This window comes from Acidimicrobiales bacterium (assembly GCA_041394265.1).
Taxonomy (GTDB): domain Bacteria; phylum Actinomycetota; class Acidimicrobiia; order Acidimicrobiales; family SZUA-35; genus JBBQUN01.
The window spans coordinates 1,972,507-1,990,918 of sequence record JAWKIO010000005.1 but is presented as its reverse complement, the minus strand read 5'-3'; the positions used below and the strand labels follow the sequence as shown (position 1 = coordinate 1,990,918).

The 18,412-nt window shown below is 66.0% G+C and carries 16 protein-coding genes and 1 tRNA gene; 8 read left to right on the top strand and 9 right to left on the bottom strand.

Going from position 1 to position 18,412, the window contains the following annotated elements:
* Positions 1-286: 286 nt before the first annotated feature.
* Both R2733_09745 and R2733_09740 read left to right on the top strand, forming a co-directional pair.
* Complete coding sequence (locus R2733_09745; protein MEZ5376779.1) at positions 287-1,513, top strand: IS256 family transposase; 1,227 nt, start codon at positions 287-289, stop codon at positions 1,511-1,513.
* A gap of 481 nt (positions 1,514-1,994) precedes the next feature.
* Positions 1,995-2,249 carry a hypothetical protein gene (locus tag R2733_09740; GenBank protein MEZ5376778.1) on the top strand — a complete coding sequence of 85 codons (255 nt, stop codon included), beginning with the start codon at positions 1,995-1,997 and terminating at the stop codon, positions 2,247-2,249.
* Between the two features lie 151 nt (positions 2,250-2,400).
* On the opposite strand, the gene R2733_09735 is transcribed toward R2733_09740, so the two are convergent.
* Positions 2,401-3,189: a hypothetical protein gene (locus R2733_09735; GenBank protein ID MEZ5376777.1), complete on the bottom strand. Its 789-nt coding sequence runs from the start codon at positions 3,187-3,189 to the stop codon at positions 2,401-2,403.
* 1,180 nt (positions 3,190-4,369) lie between these two features.
* Here R2733_09735 and R2733_09730 point away from each other — a divergent pair.
* Both R2733_09730 and R2733_09725 read left to right on the top strand, forming a co-directional pair.
* On the top strand, positions 4,370-5,494 hold the full coding sequence (locus tag R2733_09730) for a hypothetical protein (GenBank protein MEZ5376776.1): 1,125 nt from the start codon (positions 4,370-4,372) through the stop codon (positions 5,492-5,494).
* 1,757 nt (positions 5,495-7,251) lie between these two features.
* The gene (locus tag R2733_09725; GenBank protein ID MEZ5376775.1) at positions 7,252-7,434 is read left to right on the top strand and encodes a helix-turn-helix domain-containing protein; all 183 of its coding nucleotides are present in this window, start codon (positions 7,252-7,254) and stop codon (positions 7,432-7,434) included.
* 4 nt (positions 7,435-7,438) lie between these two features.
* On the opposite strand, the gene R2733_09720 is transcribed toward R2733_09725, so the two are convergent.
* The 8 genes from R2733_09720 to R2733_09685 all read right to left on the bottom strand — a co-directional run bounded on the left by R2733_09720 (position 7,439) and on the right by R2733_09685 (position 13,742).
* Positions 7,439-7,642: a hypothetical protein gene (locus tag R2733_09720; GenBank protein ID MEZ5376774.1), complete on the bottom strand. Its 204-nt coding sequence runs from the start codon at positions 7,640-7,642 to the stop codon at positions 7,439-7,441.
* Between the two features lie 66 nt (positions 7,643-7,708).
* Positions 7,709-8,794 (bottom strand): hypothetical protein, encoded by a 1,086-nt coding sequence (locus R2733_09715; protein ID MEZ5376773.1) that lies wholly within the window; start codon positions 8,792-8,794, stop codon positions 7,709-7,711.
* A gap of 168 nt (positions 8,795-8,962) precedes the next feature.
* Positions 8,963-9,052 (bottom strand) — tRNA-Ser (locus R2733_09710).
* Positions 9,053-9,149: 97 nt separating this feature from the next.
* Positions 9,150-9,740 carry a hypothetical protein gene (locus R2733_09705; protein MEZ5376772.1) on the bottom strand — a complete coding sequence of 197 codons (591 nt, stop codon included), beginning with the start codon at positions 9,738-9,740 and terminating at the stop codon, positions 9,150-9,152.
* A 153-nt stretch (positions 9,741-9,893) separates the two neighbouring features.
* The gene (locus R2733_09700; GenBank protein ID MEZ5376771.1) at positions 9,894-10,955 is read right to left on the bottom strand and encodes an ABC transporter permease; all 1,062 of its coding nucleotides are present in this window, start codon (positions 10,953-10,955) and stop codon (positions 9,894-9,896) included.
* On the bottom strand, positions 10,955-12,025 hold the full coding sequence (locus R2733_09695) for an ABC transporter permease (protein MEZ5376770.1): 1,071 nt from the start codon (positions 12,023-12,025) through the stop codon (positions 10,955-10,957). Before R2733_09695 ends, R2733_09700 begins: the two co-directional genes overlap by 1 nt.
* Positions 12,022-12,987 carry an ABC transporter ATP-binding protein gene (locus R2733_09690; protein ID MEZ5376769.1) on the bottom strand — a complete coding sequence of 322 codons (966 nt, stop codon included), beginning with the start codon at positions 12,985-12,987 and terminating at the stop codon, positions 12,022-12,024. The genes R2733_09695 and R2733_09690 overlap by 4 nt, the downstream gene beginning before the upstream one ends.
* A gap of 65 nt (positions 12,988-13,052) precedes the next feature.
* Positions 13,053-13,742: a hypothetical protein gene (locus tag R2733_09685; GenBank protein MEZ5376768.1), complete on the bottom strand. Its 690-nt coding sequence runs from the start codon at positions 13,740-13,742 to the stop codon at positions 13,053-13,055.
* 130 nt (positions 13,743-13,872) lie between these two features.
* On the opposite strand from R2733_09685, the gene R2733_09680 reads away from it, so the two are divergent.
* The 4 genes from R2733_09680 (at position 13,873) to R2733_09665 (ending at position 18,394) form a co-directional block, all read left to right on the top strand.
* Positions 13,873-14,325 (top strand): SRPBCC family protein, encoded by a 453-nt coding sequence (locus R2733_09680; GenBank protein ID MEZ5376767.1) that lies wholly within the window; start codon positions 13,873-13,875, stop codon positions 14,323-14,325.
* 100 nt (positions 14,326-14,425) lie between these two features.
* Positions 14,426-15,430: an AAA family ATPase gene (locus tag R2733_09675; GenBank protein ID MEZ5376766.1), complete on the top strand. Its 1,005-nt coding sequence runs from the start codon at positions 14,426-14,428 to the stop codon at positions 15,428-15,430.
* Between the two features lie 37 nt (positions 15,431-15,467).
* Positions 15,468-16,475, top strand: coding sequence for a DUF58 domain-containing protein (locus R2733_09670; GenBank protein ID MEZ5376765.1), 1,008 nt, complete (start codon positions 15,468-15,470; stop codon positions 16,473-16,475).
* On the top strand, positions 16,472-18,394 hold the full coding sequence (locus R2733_09665; protein MEZ5376764.1) for a transglutaminaseTgpA domain-containing protein: 1,923 nt from the start codon (positions 16,472-16,474) through the stop codon (positions 18,392-18,394). The genes R2733_09670 and R2733_09665 overlap by 4 nt, the downstream gene beginning before the upstream one ends.
* Positions 18,395-18,412 lie beyond the last annotated feature (18 nt).

Sequence of the window (18,412 nt, the reverse complement as noted above, 5' to 3'; positions counted from 1 at the left end):
GACGACAACGAAGAACGTAACGGGACACTGCGATGTGCTCGAACTCGTACGGCCGATGCCGAACCGCTGTACGTGCTGTCAGCCCGGCGGCAGCAACCGGCCTACGGTCAGATGTCGAGCCGTGGACAGAGTGGCGAACAGACCAGACATGACCGGAGAACTCGCCTGGTGTACGAGTATGAGTCCCTTGGCGTGGTGGGGTTTCGGGGCGGGTCCACCTGTGGGTGAGTCACCGGCGTGATGCTCGGTGTGTACGACCAAGTGCACACCATGGAGAACCACACCGATGACTCTTGAACAGTCTGACATCGACCGCTTGCTCGACGCGATCTCGATCGGAGAAGGAACCGATCTGGTCCGCCAGCTTGCCCAGTGGGCGCTGCAACAGTTGATCGAGGCTGAAGCCGCCGAGACGATCGGCGCCGGCCCCTACGAGAGGTCGATCCATCGGACGACGCATCGCAACGGGACCCGGCCGAGGACCTTGTCGACCAAGGCCGGCGATCTGGAACTCGGGATCCCGAAACTCCGCAAGGGTTCGTTCTTCCCCAGCATCCTCGAACCCCGCCGCCGGATCGACCAGGCCCTGTACGCGGTGGTGATGGAGGCCTATGTCAACGGCGTCTCCACCCGAGCGGTCGATGATCTGGTGGTGGCGATGGGGATCGACACCGGCATCTCCAAATCAGAGGTGTCGCGGATCTGCGCCGGTCTGGACGAACGAGTCGAAGCGTTCCGGACACGCACCCTGGGTCACACTTCGTTTCCGTACGTGTATCTCGACGCCACCTACATCAACGTCCGTGACGACGCCCTCGGCCAGGTCGTGTCCCGGGCGGTGGTGATCGCGACCGGGATCACCGCTGCGGGTGACCGCGAGGTGTTGGGGGTCGATATCGGTGATTCGGAGGACGAAACGTTCTGGCTCCGGTTCCTCCGCTCGATGCGTAAACGTGGTCTTGGTGGTGTCCGCCTCGTCATCTCCGACGCCCACGAAGGGCTGAAGGCCGCCATCCGCAAGGGGATCAGCGGGGCGAGCTGGCAGCGGTGTCGCGTGCACTACGCCCGGAATCTGTTGTCCAAGGTCCCGAAAGGGCAGCAAGAAATGGTGGCGGCCGCGTTCCGGTCGATCTTCGCGCTCGGCACCACCAGCGAGATCAACACCCGTTGGGACGAGGTCGCCGACATGCTCGAGGCCAAGTTCCCGAAAGCGTCGTTGTCGATGCGTGACGCCAAGACCGATGTGTTGGCGTTCGGGGCGTTCCCGTCGTCGCATTGGCGCAAGATCTGGTCGAACAATCCGTTGGAACGACTGAACAAGGAAGTGAAACGGCGCACGAACGTGGTCGGGATCTTCCCCAACGACGCCGCAGCGATCCGGCTCATCGGGGCCGTGCTCGCTGATCAGCACGCCGAATGGGCGGTCGCTCGCCGCTACATGACCGAGGGGTCGATGGCAGACCTCAACACTGTGCGCGACACTGAGCGATCACGGGCCCAACTCGAGGCCTGACACACCGAGCAACACACTCGGAACCCCACCACTCCACGGGACTCTGTCGTGTACGAATCGTCCAAGAGCCGTGAGTCATCGAACCGAAGCAGTTGGTGGACCTGATCGCCGGTTGATGAGACGGCCGGCAACGGCGGCCTTGCTCTCCCTGGTCTTGTGGCCTGTCGGCTGCGGCTCGGCAGCCGTCGATCGCTCAGCTGAGGAGTCTGTGGTCTCGTTGGTGCCAGCGACACCTGATGACGGCGTGGCCCCTTCGGTGTGTCCAGATCGGCGAAGTACCGTGCCAGCGCCTGATCCGCCCAAAGATGCCCGGTCAGCGATCGCTAGCGGCGGGAACGCTCTCGATCGACTGCTTGCTGAATACGAGCCACCACACGGTGTCTGGGTCGATCAGACAGGGACCGTGTGGCTCAACCTGACAGCGCAGGACACTCCGCCCGCCGATGAACTCGTCCAGTCAGTCGGTCGTCCCGTGCGTTTCGTGTTGCGCTCTGACTCTCAGGCAGAAGTGGTTGCGCGGGCCAATGAGGCGATGGATGTGGTCGCAGCGATCGTCGAGCCGTACGACGCAATGATCAGTGTCCGATGGCTTCCTCGGCAGTACTGCGCAGAAGTCGTGGTCGATCCTCGACGTTCCAATGAGGATCTGGGGCCGATCTGGCAGTCCCTCGCCGATGTCGATCTCGGTGATGGAGTCGGCCTCGACGTCTCGGTTGACGTCGAGGCGGGGAGCTGACCACCTCGCTGGGCAGTGCGCCGGCCCCCAGCGGCAGCCTGTAGCCCGCTCCCACGGCCGGCGGTATGCGACGCTTTCCTGCACGTCCGGAGCGAGTGGTAGGGGGCAGCGGAGCTCCGCTGGCTGAGACCGGTTCGGCAGCGTTTGGCCTCTAAGTGATGTCGGTGATCTCGACGGTTGCGGCGCCGGCGTCGCCGGCAGCCTGACCGATAACGGCGACCATGGCGTCGCGCATCGCCGGTGTCATGACACCCTTGGTGTCGATCGTGATCAGCCAGTCGTCACCATCGACTGCGACCGAAGCGAAGTTGGGGGTGTACACCATGGACTCTGCCGACGACCAGTCATCATCGGACACAAGTTCCCGCCCTTCTCCAGTGATTGCCATCAACCGGCCCTCCAACACCACAACCGCATCGGCCGCCATCCCCGCCAACGAGCGGTCAGCAGCGACACGAACGGTCTCAGTCATGCGCCCCAACTCCCCGCCCTCGTCCACGAGGACGAACCCGCCGGATGCATCGACCGGGATCGGCGACACCTCGACCGGCACACCCACCATGACGGGTAGTTGTGTCTGCGTGCCGACGATTGCAGCCAGTTGTTCGTCGAAACCGGCAAGGAACTTTTCCTCGGTGAGTTCGGTCCCCGCAGCACACCCCGATCCGTCAGCGGCCGCAGAGGTCAGTGACCGGTACAGGTCAGCGACCAGGGTCCGGAGCTGGTCGATGGTAGGGACGGTTGCTGCATACTCTGAGCCGGCCACCGCCGAGTAGTCGAAGTTTCCTCGCTCGAACGGCTCCGGGTACCAGGTAAGCCTGACCGACATGAGCTGGGGCTCAGAATCTGCGAGACCAGACGGGCTGCTCACGTTCAACGCCACTGACACCTGGGCGATGAGGCCCGCTTCGTTGAGGAACTCGCGTTGGACACGTGGCATCGAAAATCCCTCGATCTTCGAGTACGCCATGACTGCCAGCTCGCCCCCGTCAATACACCCGGTGACAAACGACACGCTATCCAGCTTTGGCTGCTGATCAAGATCGAACCGGCTGCGGTGGACACTGGCCCAAAGACGTGCTTCGGAATCGATGAACCGGAATACGGGTGCTTCCTCAACCACGCCAGGGGCAGGCTCGCGAGGCCCGTAGAGAGGGACGACCTCTGCGCCACGGAAACTGAACTCGACACCGGCGATTACCGCTCGATTCGCCACGCCTGCACCTCCACTCGTTGCGTCCACTCCGCACGACACCAACAAAACGACCATCATCGCCGCCATCGCAGACAATGTGGTGCGGTACGAGGTTCGCCGCATGACCGTCAGCGTTCCATGAGGAACGAACAGGCTGACGCCACGACCAGACCGAGTCGCCGAGCGGCTGGCCGACGACGAGGTGATGCGTCATCGATGATCATCGAGGCCATCCAATCCCTTCGGCTTGCCCCGCGTCGAGGTAAGCACAGGTAGCCGGGACCCTGCGCGGTGCGCAAGTCAGCTCCGAATCGAGCCCGCCACCACCTGAACTCATCGCGCACGACGATCTGCACCATCGTCCCGGCGGTAGGTGGCAGGGTTCGGTACGCAGGGCTTGGGTGATAGGGGACGGTATGGAGATCGTTGTTGTCCAACCGATCTGGCAGGGGCGCAGCGCCGGGAACCAGACAGCGTTGTCTATCGTCTGAATTGTCATGCGGCGGACCTGGTTGGTGTCGGTGGTGTTGTTCTTGGTGGCTGGGTGCACCGGCGCTTCCAGCAACAGTACAAGCGGTGTCTCGACGGCCGCGACCTCGACGTCGACCGCCGAGACGGCCGGCGCAGCGCTTGGTGCTACACCGTTGTGGTCTCAATCGGAGACCGTTGCACCTGGCTTGGTGCTGGATCCGCTCGGCCCGATCGATCCAGGCGTCGCTGTAGAGGTCGAGATGTTGCCGCCGACGCTGGCGGTGACGTTGGGGGGTCTCGAGGGTGTGAGGATCGGTGTTGATTCCTGCCGCACCGTGGCACCGGGCCGGTGGGTGATCGAAGGATCAGTCGCAGTGCCCGACGATGAGACGGTTTCGGGGGTCCTGGGTGTTGAGGTTGGCGCGCGGACACCTTCAACACCGAGTATCTCGGAGTGACATTTGCTGGCTCTGGGACGTTCGCTCTCGGGTTCGAGCGACCAGCGCCGTCGACGGGGAAGCTCGACAACGGTGCGCTGTGGTGGGAGAACGAAGTGTCGCTGACGAACTGCCAGCTCGTGACCGCGACGACAGCAGGCCGGTTTGTCACGATCGAGCATTTCGAGGATCTGCCAGGGTGGGAGGCGACCGATGGCACGGTGCAGTCCTACGCGCTCGACGTTGCGAACTCGCGCCGGGGTGGGTTGGGTTGGAGTCTGGGCGTCGACGTTTGGCTGGGTGTCGCCTACCCCTTCGGGGAACTCTGGCTGCCTGATGATCCAACCCTGTTCGGTCCGATCGGCTCATCGAACCAGCCGGGTTGCGCCTCCACCGCCTACTCCATGATCGTCGGCGATGTGCGGGTCGCTGACGTCACCCACTTCGCCGGGTCCTGTCATGGCGATCCGGCGACGTTGGGCGCGGTCGAGGGGGCTGCGGGATGGGAATGGGTCGAGGCGTGGGGGACAGCAGTGACGGCTCGTCGATCGCTTGATGATGGTGGGCTCGAGGTCCGAGCGGCCGATCGTGACATGGCGCTCCAGGTCATCGATGACTTGCACCCGTACCGGAACCTGCTGGTCGGTGAGCCGGTCGGCGCGTCGACACTCGACGAAGCAGTTGAGACGGCGATGGCGGCCCAACTCGAGGGTGGCGACTCGTTTCGAGACTTGGTCGAGCGTGGCCGCGTGCCGATCGAGTCCGGCGTCGTCGTTGTTCTCACCGGTGTCACGGTTCGCAGCTGCGACGGTTGCACGGCCCGGCCCGAGTGGTATGGGTTGGTCGTGCGTGAGCGTTCGGGTCGATGGGACGCTTCCGTGCTGGGTGGCGGAGAGTGGGACGAGTGTCTCGCCCTCAGCTACGGAGGGTCCGATGATCGGGGCTTCGACACAGTGGCGATCACCGGCGAGCCGACATGGACTATCGAGAATCTCGTGGACGACGAGTGGGAAACGGTGGACACGATTGACGGACTCTGGGCCATTGTGGGGGCGCCGGATAGCGATCTACCGGTGATCCGCGCTGTCGATGAGACCGGCGTACCACAGCCGTGCGCTCTGACTGAAGTACTCGGCGGCTGACCAGACCCGCCCTCACATTCAGCAACACTGCCGCATTGCGTCATCTTCCCGGCGATCAGGGGCGGACGAACCGACCTTGGCGTTTGAGGGATAGGGGCTGAGTAGTCGTCAGGCTCCAGTGTTGTCAGATCGCTCGACGGCAGGCCCGTAGAGCAAGGGGTGAGGGTTCCCTTCAACGATGACCTCGAACCCTGCGAGTCTTGCTGCCTCGGCCACCCGTATCGGCCGGGAGCGAATGAATCCGGGAAGTGTTGGCCAGACTCCCCATAGGGCCGGAACCTTGAACGTGTCCTGCTTGTTCATTGGTCGGAGCAGGAAGCTGAGAGTGTCGTACCGCCAACCCGTGTTGCGGTATCGCTCGATGAGCACCCAATCGTGTGGGGAGTAGGTCGTGCGAGCGCGCCACCCCTGCACGATGAGCTCGTCTGGGCCAAACACTGCGCTCAATCGGGAGCGACGCACGAGAACTGCGCATAGTGCGACGGCGGCGAGAGCTGTCCCGGTCACAACGGAACTGGTGAAAAGCCAAGCCCAGAAACCCAGACCGAGAGCGATCGTGTACGGGAACATCGAGCTGGGGTGAAAGGTGGCGAATGGCGACGGCGTGCCGTCGATGCTTCCTTCCACTGACTGATAGGCCCGAATCATCGTGTTCCCCTGGGAGCTTCGACCGCCAACGTACCCGAGTGAGCAAGTTGCCGGCCCAGCCCGCTACGGCGCAGCCCGATCGAGAACAGTTGCCCGCCCATGACCACAGAGCGGTCTCGGATCCTGCGACTCGCTCGAGCAATCGGCGACGATTCGATGACCCATAACCCGCAACCGATATCCAACTGGGGCATGCCCGCAATGTGCCGTTTCGTGACGCTTTGATATCGCTACTCGCGAAGGTCTGGCGGCACCTCCCCGCCGATGCGAATCACGCCCACATAGTGTTGACACGTCCGGCTACTACGTCGCCGGGCCGACGGTGTGCGCCGCCACCACCGACTGCACCGGCCGCTGCACCACGTCACCGATCTCTGAACCTACGACTGCACCAACCGCTGCACCAACGTCGCAGAAGTGCAGTCCAGACAGCGCCAACGCTCATCGGGCCAAACGCCGGTGGAGCGATCGTCATCCAAGCTTCACCCGGGGAGACGACCGGAGGCTCCGCAGAAAGCCCCGCCGTGCACGGCGTGCGGAGGCGAGCGATGGCCACGGCCACCGGCCGCTGCTGCCGACCATGCCGAAGTCGCGTCCCTCGAACACAACGACGCCCCGTCGACATGCTCCGAACCGCTCGAAGCTACATCCACCTGCCCTTCCGCAATTCGTAGCGAGCAACGTAGGCGTCGACGTCACCAGCCGATCCCGAATTGTCCGGCACAGACTTGCTACTTCCGCCGGAGGCGGCGGTAGCGGGAGCGTCACCACTGCCGAGAACCGGGGTCGCCGCGACACGCCACGACGCCGAATGGCTGGCCCGCCCGATGGGCTGGGAACGTCAGCCGCAATCGACAAGCCGTTTCCGCCGCCAGGCGGAAGGGGCAAGTCTGTGCCGAACATCGGAGCGCCAAGTGGTGCAGTGGTGATCGAGCTCGGAAGTCGCGCCTGCACCACGGCGCCATGGTTGGATCGACGGCGAACGGAGTCGGGCTGCTCGGCGGCGAATCAGGGCACGGGTCGGCCAGGTGCGCCGTGCGGTCCCGGTGGTTGCCTGCAGTTCGCTCCAAAGGCGTCGCGTTTGGCCATCCGCAGATGCCTTCCCGTGCATGACCCTTCTCGACATCGATGGTGCCGCCGACCATCTCAACGTCAGCCCACGCTTCATCCGGCGCCTCGTGGCGCAGCGACGCGTCAACTACCTCAAGATCGGAAAGTTCGTCCGCTTCGACCAGAACGAACTCGATGAGTGGATTCAGCAGCAGCGGGTCGACGCGCGGCACCCTGCCTGAAGCGCTACGCAGGCCCGGCGGCCTCACCACGCTGCGCCGCCATCTCCGCTTGGATCATCACGTTCGAGCGGTCACGCTCGTCCTGGAAGACACCGGCGTAGACACGCATCAGCACATCGACCGAGTGTCCGAGGCGACGGGCCACCTCCGAGGGCATCACACCGGATCGCAGCATCGTCGTGGCCGCTGTGTGCCGAAGGTCGTACACCGTCGTCTTCGACAGGGCATGGCCGTCCGGCCACAGTTGCTCTCGCGCTCGACTCCATACGGGGCTTTAGTTGCTCACTGCCACCGGACGCCCGCTCGCGTTCGTGAACACCTGCGGCACGTCCGAGGGGAAGCGCTCGACGTGCGCACGCACCAGGCCTACCAGATCGGGCGGAAGCGGAACCTCGCGTGTCGCCTCCACCGGCCGGTGTTTGAGGCCCTTGTGCTCGAGGGCCTCGCCATCGGCGGTGTAGCGAGCACCGGGCGACGTGATCGCTCCCCGCAATCGAGCCGATCCCCAACCTGTCACCGGCAGGTCCAGGTCTGCCGACGTCAGTGCTGCGACCTCCGACGGTCGCAATCCGGCCAATCCGATGACAGCGAAGAACGCCGCGAATCGGGCGCCACTGGTCGAGAGTGCGGCAACGACCTCGACGATGCGGTCGACATCGCTCACCGATGGAACGGTCGAGACGTCGACCTCGAGGGACTGCTGCGGCATCTCCCATTCCATGCGGTCCATGGGATTCGCATCGATGATCCCTCGCCGCACTGCGGCCGCAAGCACCGTCTTCAGCGAGTTTCGGCGACGACGGATCACTGGCGTCGACATCGCGTTGCCATCGAGCTTGGTCGTCGCTGCCGTCAACGCCGACTCGAGCAGCCCGGGACCGAGATCCTCCAACGGCACCGACCATCGATCCAGCCACTGCGACGCCGCAGAGGCGATGGCCGGTTCATGATCGGGGCGATAGCCCGAGGCCCGCAGCCACTCACCGAGTGACTCCGGCGGCTCGGGTGCGCCAGGACGAACCAGGTGCGGAGTCAACGCCACGAGCGTCTCGACCGCAGTACTTCGGGTCTTGCCGGCCCACCTCGGCCACTTCAGGCCCAACCACTCCCTGCTCCATGTCCACCAGGTGGCATCGGAGCGGATCCACTCAACCGGCAATCCACTCACAGGATCGAAGCGCGACCCATCGTTGATCGCCACCAGCAGCTGCGAGCGGAGTCGGTCGCCCTCGGCCTTCGACTTGAACGACCGGCTGAAGTCACGACCGTCGAGCCGCCACTTCAGCCGCCACCGCCGCTTGTCCTTCACCGTGCCGGGCGGTGGGCCCTTCAGCGCAAACACCTGGATCCGTTGCCTCATGACGCGATCCGGTGTGTGTGGACAGCCTCGTGCCACTGGATGCCACCATGCCCCAAGACGAGCCGTTGCCAGTGGCACCACAGTGGCACGGCGTGCTCTCGAGCGGTCATTCCGCTACCCCCTTGCACTGAGCCCGACGGCTCGTTGTGCACTCTAGCAGGGGATACTTGGCGGAGAGAGGGGGATTCGAACCCCCGGAACCCTTGCGGGCTCAACGGTTTTCAAGACCGACGCAATCGTCCGCTCTGCCATCTCTCCGGGGTCGAGACTAGCGGGTACCGGAGAGGCCCGGACCCGGACCCGGCAAGGTGGTCAGAAACGGAGACGAACGCCGCATTCTGGCCACGGCACAGGATCAGGTCGTCGGGACGTAGTCGGAGCGGCCGTCCCAGGTCCCGTACTCGCCGAGCGGCCGGAACCTGAGGGCAACGAACTCGTGGTGGAAGTCCTTGCGGCGCTGCTCCCCCATGGCATCGACGTGGCGTGTCGGCTCGGGCACCTCGCGGTGGCCGCCGACCATGTCGACCATCGCACGTTGGCTGGTCCACACCGAGAACGTGGCCAGGGTTCGAAGCGGTCGCATGGCGGCGACCGCGAGGGTCGATGCGGGATCGTCTCGCACCAGCTCCTCGACCGGCTTGCCCCAGCGAACGAAGCGGGGGAACTGGGTCAGCTGCAGATGCGCAAGCGTCACGGCGACGACGGGCTGGTCGGGATCGTCGACGGAGGCGTCACCGGGCCGCTCGTCGAAACCGGAGACGTGGCCCCACCGGCGCAACAGTTCCAGACGGACGTGCCAGCCGTCGGCCAAGACGCTGCCGAGACCGGGCTGGCCGAGGAACCGGTCGACGGCGACCTCGTCCTCCCAGGCCGCGAAGACTGCCAGCCTCCGCATCGGGAGCCGAGACGGGGACACGATCGGAAGACCGAGGTCCATCATGGTCATGCATTCGGCCTTGATGAGACCGGGGATGCTCGCTGGCGTCGGTGGTTGCACTAGTGCACGAGCTGTGGTCGTCAGTCCCGCCGTCGCCAGATGGAACGAGTGGACCGCCACGCCGCCACCGTAGTGGCAGATCGCGCCGGTCGATCGCCGCCGTCAGCCTGCGGTCATGGCTCGGCGCAGGGATCCGGCTCCGAGCACCAGCAGGACGACGCTCGCGCCGAGCAGGATGCCGAGGTTGGGAGCGATGGCGCCAATCGATGCTCCGTCGAACATCAGCTCCTTCCATCCCTCGAGCGCCCAGTAGTGCGGCGTGACCTTCGAGGCCGTCCGGAGGAACGAGGGGAAGACCTCGCTCGGCACCATGCACCCACCGAGGGCGGCCAGGACCAAGGCGAACGGTGGCACGGCCGAGGACACCGTTTGCTCCGAGGTGAAGACCGACCCGAGGAGGATGCCACCGGCCAGGCCGACCAAGCCGAACGTGACCGCCAGCGCCGCTGCTGCCAACGGGTTACCCCAGTCGACCCCGAAGGCGAAGGCTCCGATTCCCATGATGATGAGCGTCTGCACCATGGCCAGTGCCATCCATCCGGCGCCGATACCGACACCGACCGCCGCAGCGCTCACGGGCGCAGACATGCTTCGCCGAAGCACTCCCGACTGCCGGGCCCGCACCAGGAGCGCCGCGGCGCCGAGCGAGTTGATGAAGACGAACAACACGAGGTTCTGCGCTGCGGTCAGTGCGAATGCGCCCTGCGAGGCCAACCGATCGTCACCGACCGAGCTCACTGCAACCGGCACGGCCGACTCGTCGGCCACACCCGCCTCGAACCGGTCGATGACGCGCTGGGCCGCCGCACGGGCAGCGAAGCCCGACGAGTCGGCGTCATTGGCGAGGAAGCCGTAGGTGCCGTCGCCGTTGACCACGATGGCGCCTTCCAGGTCGAAACGGCGGATGTCGCCCGTCACCTCGTCGAGGTCGGAGCGGCGTACGGACTCGATCCCGTCTTGGGCGTTCAGCTGCTCGACGATCGCTGCCGTGGTCGGGTCGTCCGGTCCGACGACGGCGATCTCGATCGACTGCACACCACCGAAGGTCGACCCGATGATGACCATGATCGCCACCGGCAACACGAGCATGAAGAAGAGGGAGGTCTTGTCCCGACTCTGCTGTTGCAGCTGCACCGCAACGAACGCCTTGATCGAATCCCACATCAGGTGCCCACCGTCTGCCGAAGTCGAACCAGACCGACCGCACCGAAGACCACGCCGAAGCCGATCAACGCCACAATCGTGACGGCGATCGACCCGAACGAGACGGCATCGACGCTGAGGCGGGTGAACGCCTCGAGCGCCCGACCATTCGGGGTGAACGAGCGCAGCGCCCGGAGCGCAGCCGGTGCGTCGGCCGGTCCGGTGAAGTTGCCGCCGAGGAGGCTGAGTCCGAACGTGACGACCGCAGTCAGGGTGGACGCCTGCTGCGGCGTCTTGGCGAAGCCACCGACGAAGGTGGCCACCCCGGCAAGCGCGACCACCGTGGCGACGATCAGGATGAAGACCGCCGGCGGGCTACCCCAGTTCGCACCGAACAACAGTGTGGTGACGATCCACACGGTCATGAACCCCAGCACGGCGAGCACCGCAACGGCGAGCACCTTGCCGATCAATACCGACCAGATGGTCGTCGGGCCGGACAAGATGCGATCGAGCGTGCGTGACTGGCGGTCCTCCAGGATCGACTGCGCCGCCATGCCCGTCGAGAAGAAGAGCAGCAGGATCGCCATCGATGCCCCGAAGTAGACGGGTGCCGAAAGCTCGCGACCGCCCAGCGTCAAGTCGGCCAGCTCGACCGGCGGCCGGCCTCCCGTCTCGATCGAAGTGGCGACGCTCGATGCGATCGACTGGGCGACCTGGCTCGACAAGGGACTCGCCGGTGTCTCGATGACCCGCAGTCCGATCCCCGGTGCACCGTCGGCCGCCTCGAACACGATCGCAGCGCCAACGTCGTCGTCCTCGACAGCGGTCTCGGCGGCAGCCACGCTGTCGATCGAGGTGAAGGTGACCTGGTCGTCGGACCCACCAACCATCGAGTCGACGATCTGACCCGAGATCGGCGACCCCGCAACATCGACGAGGCCGATCGTGAAGGACGCCGAGCCGGACGAGCTGAACATCAGACCGAACACGATCGCCATGGCCAACGGCGCAACGAACGAGGTGATGATCGCCGAACGAGAGCGGAGTCCTCGGAGCAGGTCGGCGCGAGCGATCGTGAAGATGCTCATGTGTCTCGGAGCGCTCGACCGGTGAGGTCGAGAAACACCGCCTCGAGGTTGGGCTCACGGAGTTGCAGTCCGGCGATCTCGGCATCGCAGGCGGTGAAGGCAGCCACGAGCGGACCCAAGGTGGCCCGGCCTCCCGTAGTCGACACTTCGAGACCACGAGTGGTCACTTCCACGTCGGCGACGCCCGGGGTTGCAGCGATGGCAGCCAGAAGGGCCTCGTCGTCGACGGCGGGCGTGTCGACGATGACGAGGTCGTACTCCCCCACCCGGCTCACCAGTTCGGACTGGGTGCCCTCGGCGATCAAGCGACCGCCATCGAGAATGCCGATGCGATCACACAGCCGCTCGGCCTCCTCCATGTAGTGCGTCGTGTACAAGACCGACACGCCCTCACCACCCAGGACCTCGATACTGTCGAGGATCTGGTTGCGGCTCTGCGGGTCGACGCCAACAGTCGGTTCGTCGAGCACGATCAGCTGAGGCTCGTGCAGCATGCCGGCCGCGATGTTGACTCGGCGCTTCATGCCGCCGCTGAATTCCTCGACCCGATCGTCGGCCCGGTCGCGCAGGCCGACCACTTCCAGCACCGACGCCACCCGGGCCTGGAGGTGCTTGCCGCTCAGGCCCTGTAGGCGTCCGAAGAACCGCAGATTCTCGGCTGCGCTCAGGTCTTGGTAGAGCGCGATCTCCTGCGGCACCAGCCCGACGGCCCGCTTCGCCTCGGTCGACGACGGCGTGAGCGACTTGCCGACGAGCGTCACGGTGCCGGCGTCGGGCAGCAGGATGCCTGACAGCATGGAGATGGTTGTGGTCTTGCCCGAACCATTGGGGCCGAGCAGCCCGTAGGTCTCGCCTCGGGCGACATGGAACGAGACGTTGTCGACCGCCGTGCGGTCACCGAAGCGGCGAGTCAGACCGTCACACCGCAGCACCAGATCCTGATCGGTCGGCGTGGAACCCATGACCGCAACGTAGTCACTTCACCCGTGCCCTGTCGGCGTGGTGGAATCTTTCACACGGGTTTCGTTCACACCCGGGCAGCGTCGTCGTGGCGCAGCGTCGTGACGATCACTCTCGGCAGTGGATCGACACCGGCGGAGCGAGCAAGCGCCTCGAGCACATGGGACCACATGTCGGTCTGGACCCACCAGGCGAAGGGCAACACATCATGGAGCAACCAGAAGCCACGACTTCCTGCCCGCGCCGTCGATTCGATCCGGAGCACTGGACGGTCACCATCGACCACTCGAAACTCGATCCAGCCCGCCTCCATGTGGTCCTCGAGCGTGGCGAGCCGAATCCGGTCGGGCGCGTCCTCGGCCACCTCGACCGGGCCGTTCCACGGTCCGGCCAGGTCGATGGTGAACCGCATCCCCTGGCGAAGCGGCCCGCTGGTGAACTCGGCGTATTCGATCGGTGCGAAGTCGTCGGGGTCCTGACGAAACCGATCGAGGAGCTCGATCGGTTCGACCGAGGTGCCGTCCAGTCCGATCTCGTAGCGTCGGAGGAGGAGATCGCCCACACCGTCGTCGATGGTCTGGGCATCATCGCTGCGAGCCTCGACCGGCTCGGGATCGAGCTCGGCCTCGAGCTGCGTCTCCGACCACCAACGTCGCCGCAACAGCCGATCGAGCAGCGCCAGCGGGGGAACGACCGGGCGCAGCATCGGTAGCGGGAGCACAGCGATGGCGGTGCGATAGAGCAGGCTTCGTGACACGGACGGGTCCTTCCCCGATGAGGACGGTTCAATCCACCTGCTCCGGGTAGGCCCCTCCGGTGCGAGAAGAGCTGATGACCGCCGCCATTCGACAGACCGACGAGATGATCGACGACAAGGAGGTGAACTCATGACCGTCCGCTTCGAACGCTCCGTGTTCATCGACGCTGCCATCGACCGAGTGTTCGCACTCTCGTTGAGCGTCGACTTCCACCTCGACTCCTTCGCCGACACGGGTGAGCAGGTCGTTGGCGGCGTGCGTACCGGCATGATGGCGCTCGGCGACGAGGTCACGTGGCGGGCCAAGCACTTCGGCATCTGGTGGGAGCTGACCTCGGTGATCACCGAGTTCGACCCGCCGTACTTCTTCGTCGACGAGCAGCAGCGGGGCCCGTTCTCGTCATACCGCCACGAACACATCTTCGTCAGCCACGGCACGGGTACCGAGATGCGCGACGTCGTCGAGTTCCGCGCGCCGTTGGGTCCGCTCGGGGTGATCGCCGAGCGGCTCGTATTGCGGCGCCACCTCGAGGACCTCATCGACCTTCGCAACGAGGAGCTCCGCACCATCGCCGAGGCCTGATCGGCCGCACAAAGGGGGCGGGCCTGAGCTTGACGCTGGCGGCTTCCGCACGCTCGTCGCACTTCTCAAGGCGCCCCCGAACCGCGTCGATGACCAGGGCATGTCCTCTTCGACGACGTTGCACCCTCCCATGCCCGGTGGGCCCGAATCCATGCCACCGGCACCGTCGTCCGCTGAGCAACGACCGTCGCTGACCGAGGTCGCCCACCAGATCGAACGACAGTTGGGCTCGATCCTGATGGGCAAGCCCCGACAGGTGCGGGTCATGACGGCGGCGATCCTCACCGGGAGTCACGTCTTGCTCCATGACGTGCCCGGCGTCGGCAAGACCACGCTCGCTTCGGCGGCCGCCCGAGTGGTCGGGGGCGAGTTCCGGCGAATCCAGGGAAGTCCCGACCTCCTCCCGACCGATCTCACGGGGTCGGTGGTGCTCGATCAGAAGACGGGCGACTGGCGCTATCGACCCGGTCCGCTTCTCGGCAACGTCATCCTCGTCGACGAGATCAACCGCATCTCGCCCCGTTCGCAGTCGGCACTGCTGCAGGTGATGGCGGAGCGTCAGATCTCGATCGAGGGCATGGTTCGCCCTCTCCCCGATCCCTACCTGGTGATCGCCACGATGAACCCGACGGGGTCGTCGGGCACGTTCGAGCTGGCGTCGGGCCAACTCGACCGGTTCGAGGTCGCCTTGTCACTCGGCACCGTCGACCGCGCCACCGAGCGCCAGCTCCTCCGCCAAGAGAGCGGACCGGAGATGGCGAGCCATCTGACTGCCGCCCTCCCCGCTGCTGCGTGGGCCCAGGTGCGCAAGGCCGTCGCGGCCGTGCACGTTGCCGACGCCATCACCGAGTATCTGCTCGACATCTGCGACGACGTGCGGCAGGCCGGCTACGTCAGCGTCCGGGCCTCCCGTGCCCTGATCAGAATGGCGCAAGGCATCGCCGTGCTCGAGGGACGCAACTTCGTCGTGCCCGACGACATCAAGACGCTCGCCCCCGCCTGTCTCGCTCACCGCCTGATCGAGCCGGGGGTGACCCTCGAGTCACTCACGAATCGGGTGATCGCCGCCACCGAGCGGGCGAACGCTCCCATCGTCAACCGCTGATCCATCCATGACGGGCTGGGCGCGACGACCGACGGAGATGACCACTGCGATCGTCCGGCGCCGGCGCGTCATGTTCATGTCCGAGGCATGGGTGCTCATCGCGATCGCGCCGGTGCTCTACCTGCTCTCGACAAGTGGCCACCGGGGCCTTCGGTTCCTGATGCTCGCCTTCATCTTCCTCGTCGTCGGTGACGGACTCCTCAGCCTCTTGCTCACCCGTTCCATCCGGGTCGCCGCGCAGCTGCCGTCCACCGTCGACGTCGGTGTGGGCCACGACGTTCCGATCGAGATCACCTGGCCGATCCGCGGACCGGTCATCGCCCATTTCACCAGCGGCCTGGTCTCGGAGAAAGCAGGCTCCCCCGCCGACGTGCAGGGCACACTCGCCTCGGTCGCCACTCGCCGAGGCACGGTCAACGAGGTCACGATCACCACCGCGGCCGGTGCCTTCCTGGGCCTGATCGGCTACGTGACCGAGTCCACGCTGACGCCGGCTGTGCCGATGCTCGCCGTCCCGCCCGCCGTGCCCCACCCCGAGATCGTGGCGTACCTCCAGACGATCACCACGCCGAGCGAACCCGAACTCGTCGGCGTCCGCCCCTACCGGCCGGGAGATCGACCGGCCGATGTCCACTGGCCGAGCGTCGCCCGGACCAGCGAGATGATGGTTCGCGAACGGGTGGCCGCGCCCCTCGAGGCGCCACCGCTCACCATCGACGCCACCGATACGACGCCCGGCCGGCTCGACCTCACACTCGGCCTCGCCCGGTTCGCCGTCGAACGGGCGTGGCAGCTCGGCGTCCCGGTGACGTTGGTGACCCATGAGGCCAGCGAGCCCAACCCGTCGCACACCAGCACCAGCCGCTTCCAGATCCCCTACGTTCCGCCGACACGACGAGTCGAACCACGACTCGCCGTGCGAGAACTCGAAGGCCCGGCCGATCTTCACCGAGCACTCGCCTCGGCCATCGCCGGGCCCTCGACCGACCGAGCTCTCGACGGATACCACCTCGTCATCGGCGAGCTCACGCCGGACATTCCATGACCGTTCCGCTCCAGGCCGAACAACGAGCCCACATCGTCGCGCTCCGTGCCTCCACCGTGCTCATGTCGATCGCTGCGGTGCGCCCGTCGGCCAACCAGTGGATGGTGGCGCTCGCCTGCCTCGGCGTCGGCATGTTCGGCATCCCCCAGCCGCGACGTGCCCCGGCGCCGCGTTGGGTCCTCGGCATGTTGGGCCTCGCCCTCATCGCCGCCAGCCTCCAGCGCACCGCAACACACCAACTCGAAGCGGTGCTCGTTTTTTCGACCGGGCTGATGTTGGCGGGCTGGATGGTTCGTGGCCGAGCGCTCGGTTCGGCCGCAGCGTCGATCTCGCTGCTCGGGCCGGCGATCATGGAAGCGGTGAGCCTCGCATCCGCTCGCCAGCCGACGGTGTCCACCGACACCCGCTGGATGGTCGGCGGCTTCGCCACCATGCTGGTGACCCGCTTGGTGGCCGAGTTCAGCCCCGACCCCATCCCGATGCCGCGCATCGGACGAACGCATCGCCCACTCGCCCAACCGCTCCTCCTCCTGCCGATCATGGTCGCCGTGATGGTCGCGGCCGTCGGAGGTGCAGCGGTCGCCAACGACGCGCTGCCAGACAGCAATCGACGGCCACCCTCACTCCAGTGGAGCCCTGGCCAGCTCGGTGGCGACACCCTTCGCTCCCATCCGGGCCTGTCCGGTCGGCTCGACGCCGGCGACACACCAACCCTCGACGACGAAGTGGTGCTGCGAGTCCGCTCCGAGCGGGCGCTGTATTGGCGGGGGATGACCTACGGCGACTACGACGGCCGCTACTGGACCGACAGCGGTCGCACGCAGGAGTTCATCACGCCGGCCGGAACGCTCGAACTGCAACCTGGAACGTCGCCCATCGGCTCCGAACGCCTGCTGCAGACCTTCACCGTCGAGCGCGCCGGGCTCGACGTCTTCCTCGCCGCCGATCGCATGGAGGTCCTCCACTTCGACGGCTTCGAGGGGACCTGGGGAATCAACGACAACTCGATCCGTCCCACGCGTCCGCTCGCAGCCGGCGCCCAGTGGACCGTCGAGAGTGCCATCATCCCGGTCGACGCAGCGCAGCTGCGAGCCGCCGATCAGTTTCCTCAGTTGGTGCCGCCGAGCGTGCTCCGCCAGTACGGAGCCGAGAACGACGTGTCCTCGGCGACGGCGGACTTGGCCGAAGCGATCACTGCGGACGCTGTCACGACCTATGACAAGGTGCTGGCGCTCGAAGCCTGGTTCGCCGACAACGTGTCGTACCGACAGGACGTGCCCGCCGCGCCGGCCGGAGTGGACCCCGTCGACCGCCTGCTCTTCGACGTCAACGAGGGCTACTGCGAGCAGATCGCCAGCGCCATGACCGTGATGCTGCGTTCGTTGGGCGTCCCCGCCCGGATCGCCGTCGGCTACGTGCCCGGCGAGTTCGACGCGACGACCGGCGAGTGGCTGTCTCGTGGCACCGACGCCCACGCGTGGACCGAGGTGTACTTCGCCGGCATCGGCTGGCAGGGCTTCGACCCGACGGCGAAGGTCCCGCTGGCGGGCGAACAGGACCCCGACTCCTTGGCCGGTACCTCCGTGCCGTGGCGCCTGGTCGGCCTCCTCGTCGCCTGCGTTCTTGCGGCCGGCCTGATCACCTGGTTGGTGACACGTCGCCACGGCAACGCTCGCCTGCCCTCGGAGGTCGAACGGCTGAACCGGATCGGGCGTTCGCTCGGCATCGAGTGGCCACCGAGTGCGACGTTGCGTGAACGACTCGATGCTCTGGCCACGCACGGGATCGATACAGCGGCGATCTCCGCCGCTCGAACCGCGATCGAGGCAGCGGAGTTCGGGGCGGACCATGAACCCGCCGCAACCTCACACGCTCTGGACGCGCTCGAACTGGCGGCAGCCGGCGTCGCAAAGCCGTAGCTCGCACCCAGCAAATCG

Coding starts and splice junctions, on each gene's coding strand:
- R2733_09745 (MEZ5376779.1), top strand. CDS start 287: ATGACTCTTGAACAGTCTGACATCGACCGCTTGCTCGACGCGATCTCG.
- R2733_09735 (MEZ5376777.1), bottom strand. CDS start 3,189: ATGCCACGTGTCCAACGCGAGTTCCTCAACGAAGCGGGCCTCATCGCC.
- R2733_09725 (MEZ5376775.1), top strand. CDS start 7,252: ATGACCCTTCTCGACATCGATGGTGCCGCCGACCATCTCAACGTCAGC.
- R2733_09715 (MEZ5376773.1), bottom strand. CDS start 8,794: ATGAGGCAACGGATCCAGGTGTTTGCGCTGAAGGGCCCACCGCCCGGC.
- R2733_09705 (MEZ5376772.1), bottom strand. CDS start 9,740: ATGACCATGATGGACCTCGGTCTTCCGATCGTGTCCCCGTCTCGGCTC.
- R2733_09700 (MEZ5376771.1), bottom strand. CDS start 10,955: ATGTGGGATTCGATCAAGGCGTTCGTTGCGGTGCAGCTGCAACAGCAG.
- R2733_09695 (MEZ5376770.1), bottom strand. CDS start 12,025: ATGAGCATCTTCACGATCGCTCGCGCCGACCTGCTCCGAGGACTCCGC.
- R2733_09690 (MEZ5376769.1), bottom strand. CDS start 12,987: ATGGGTTCCACGCCGACCGATCAGGATCTGGTGCTGCGGTGTGACGGT.
- R2733_09680 (MEZ5376767.1), top strand. CDS start 13,873: ATGACCGTCCGCTTCGAACGCTCCGTGTTCATCGACGCTGCCATCGAC.
- R2733_09675 (MEZ5376766.1), top strand. CDS start 14,426: ATGTCCTCTTCGACGACGTTGCACCCTCCCATGCCCGGTGGGCCCGAA.
- R2733_09670 (MEZ5376765.1), top strand. CDS start 15,468: ATGACCACTGCGATCGTCCGGCGCCGGCGCGTCATGTTCATGTCCGAG.
- R2733_09665 (MEZ5376764.1), top strand. CDS start 16,472: ATGACCGTTCCGCTCCAGGCCGAACAACGAGCCCACATCGTCGCGCTC.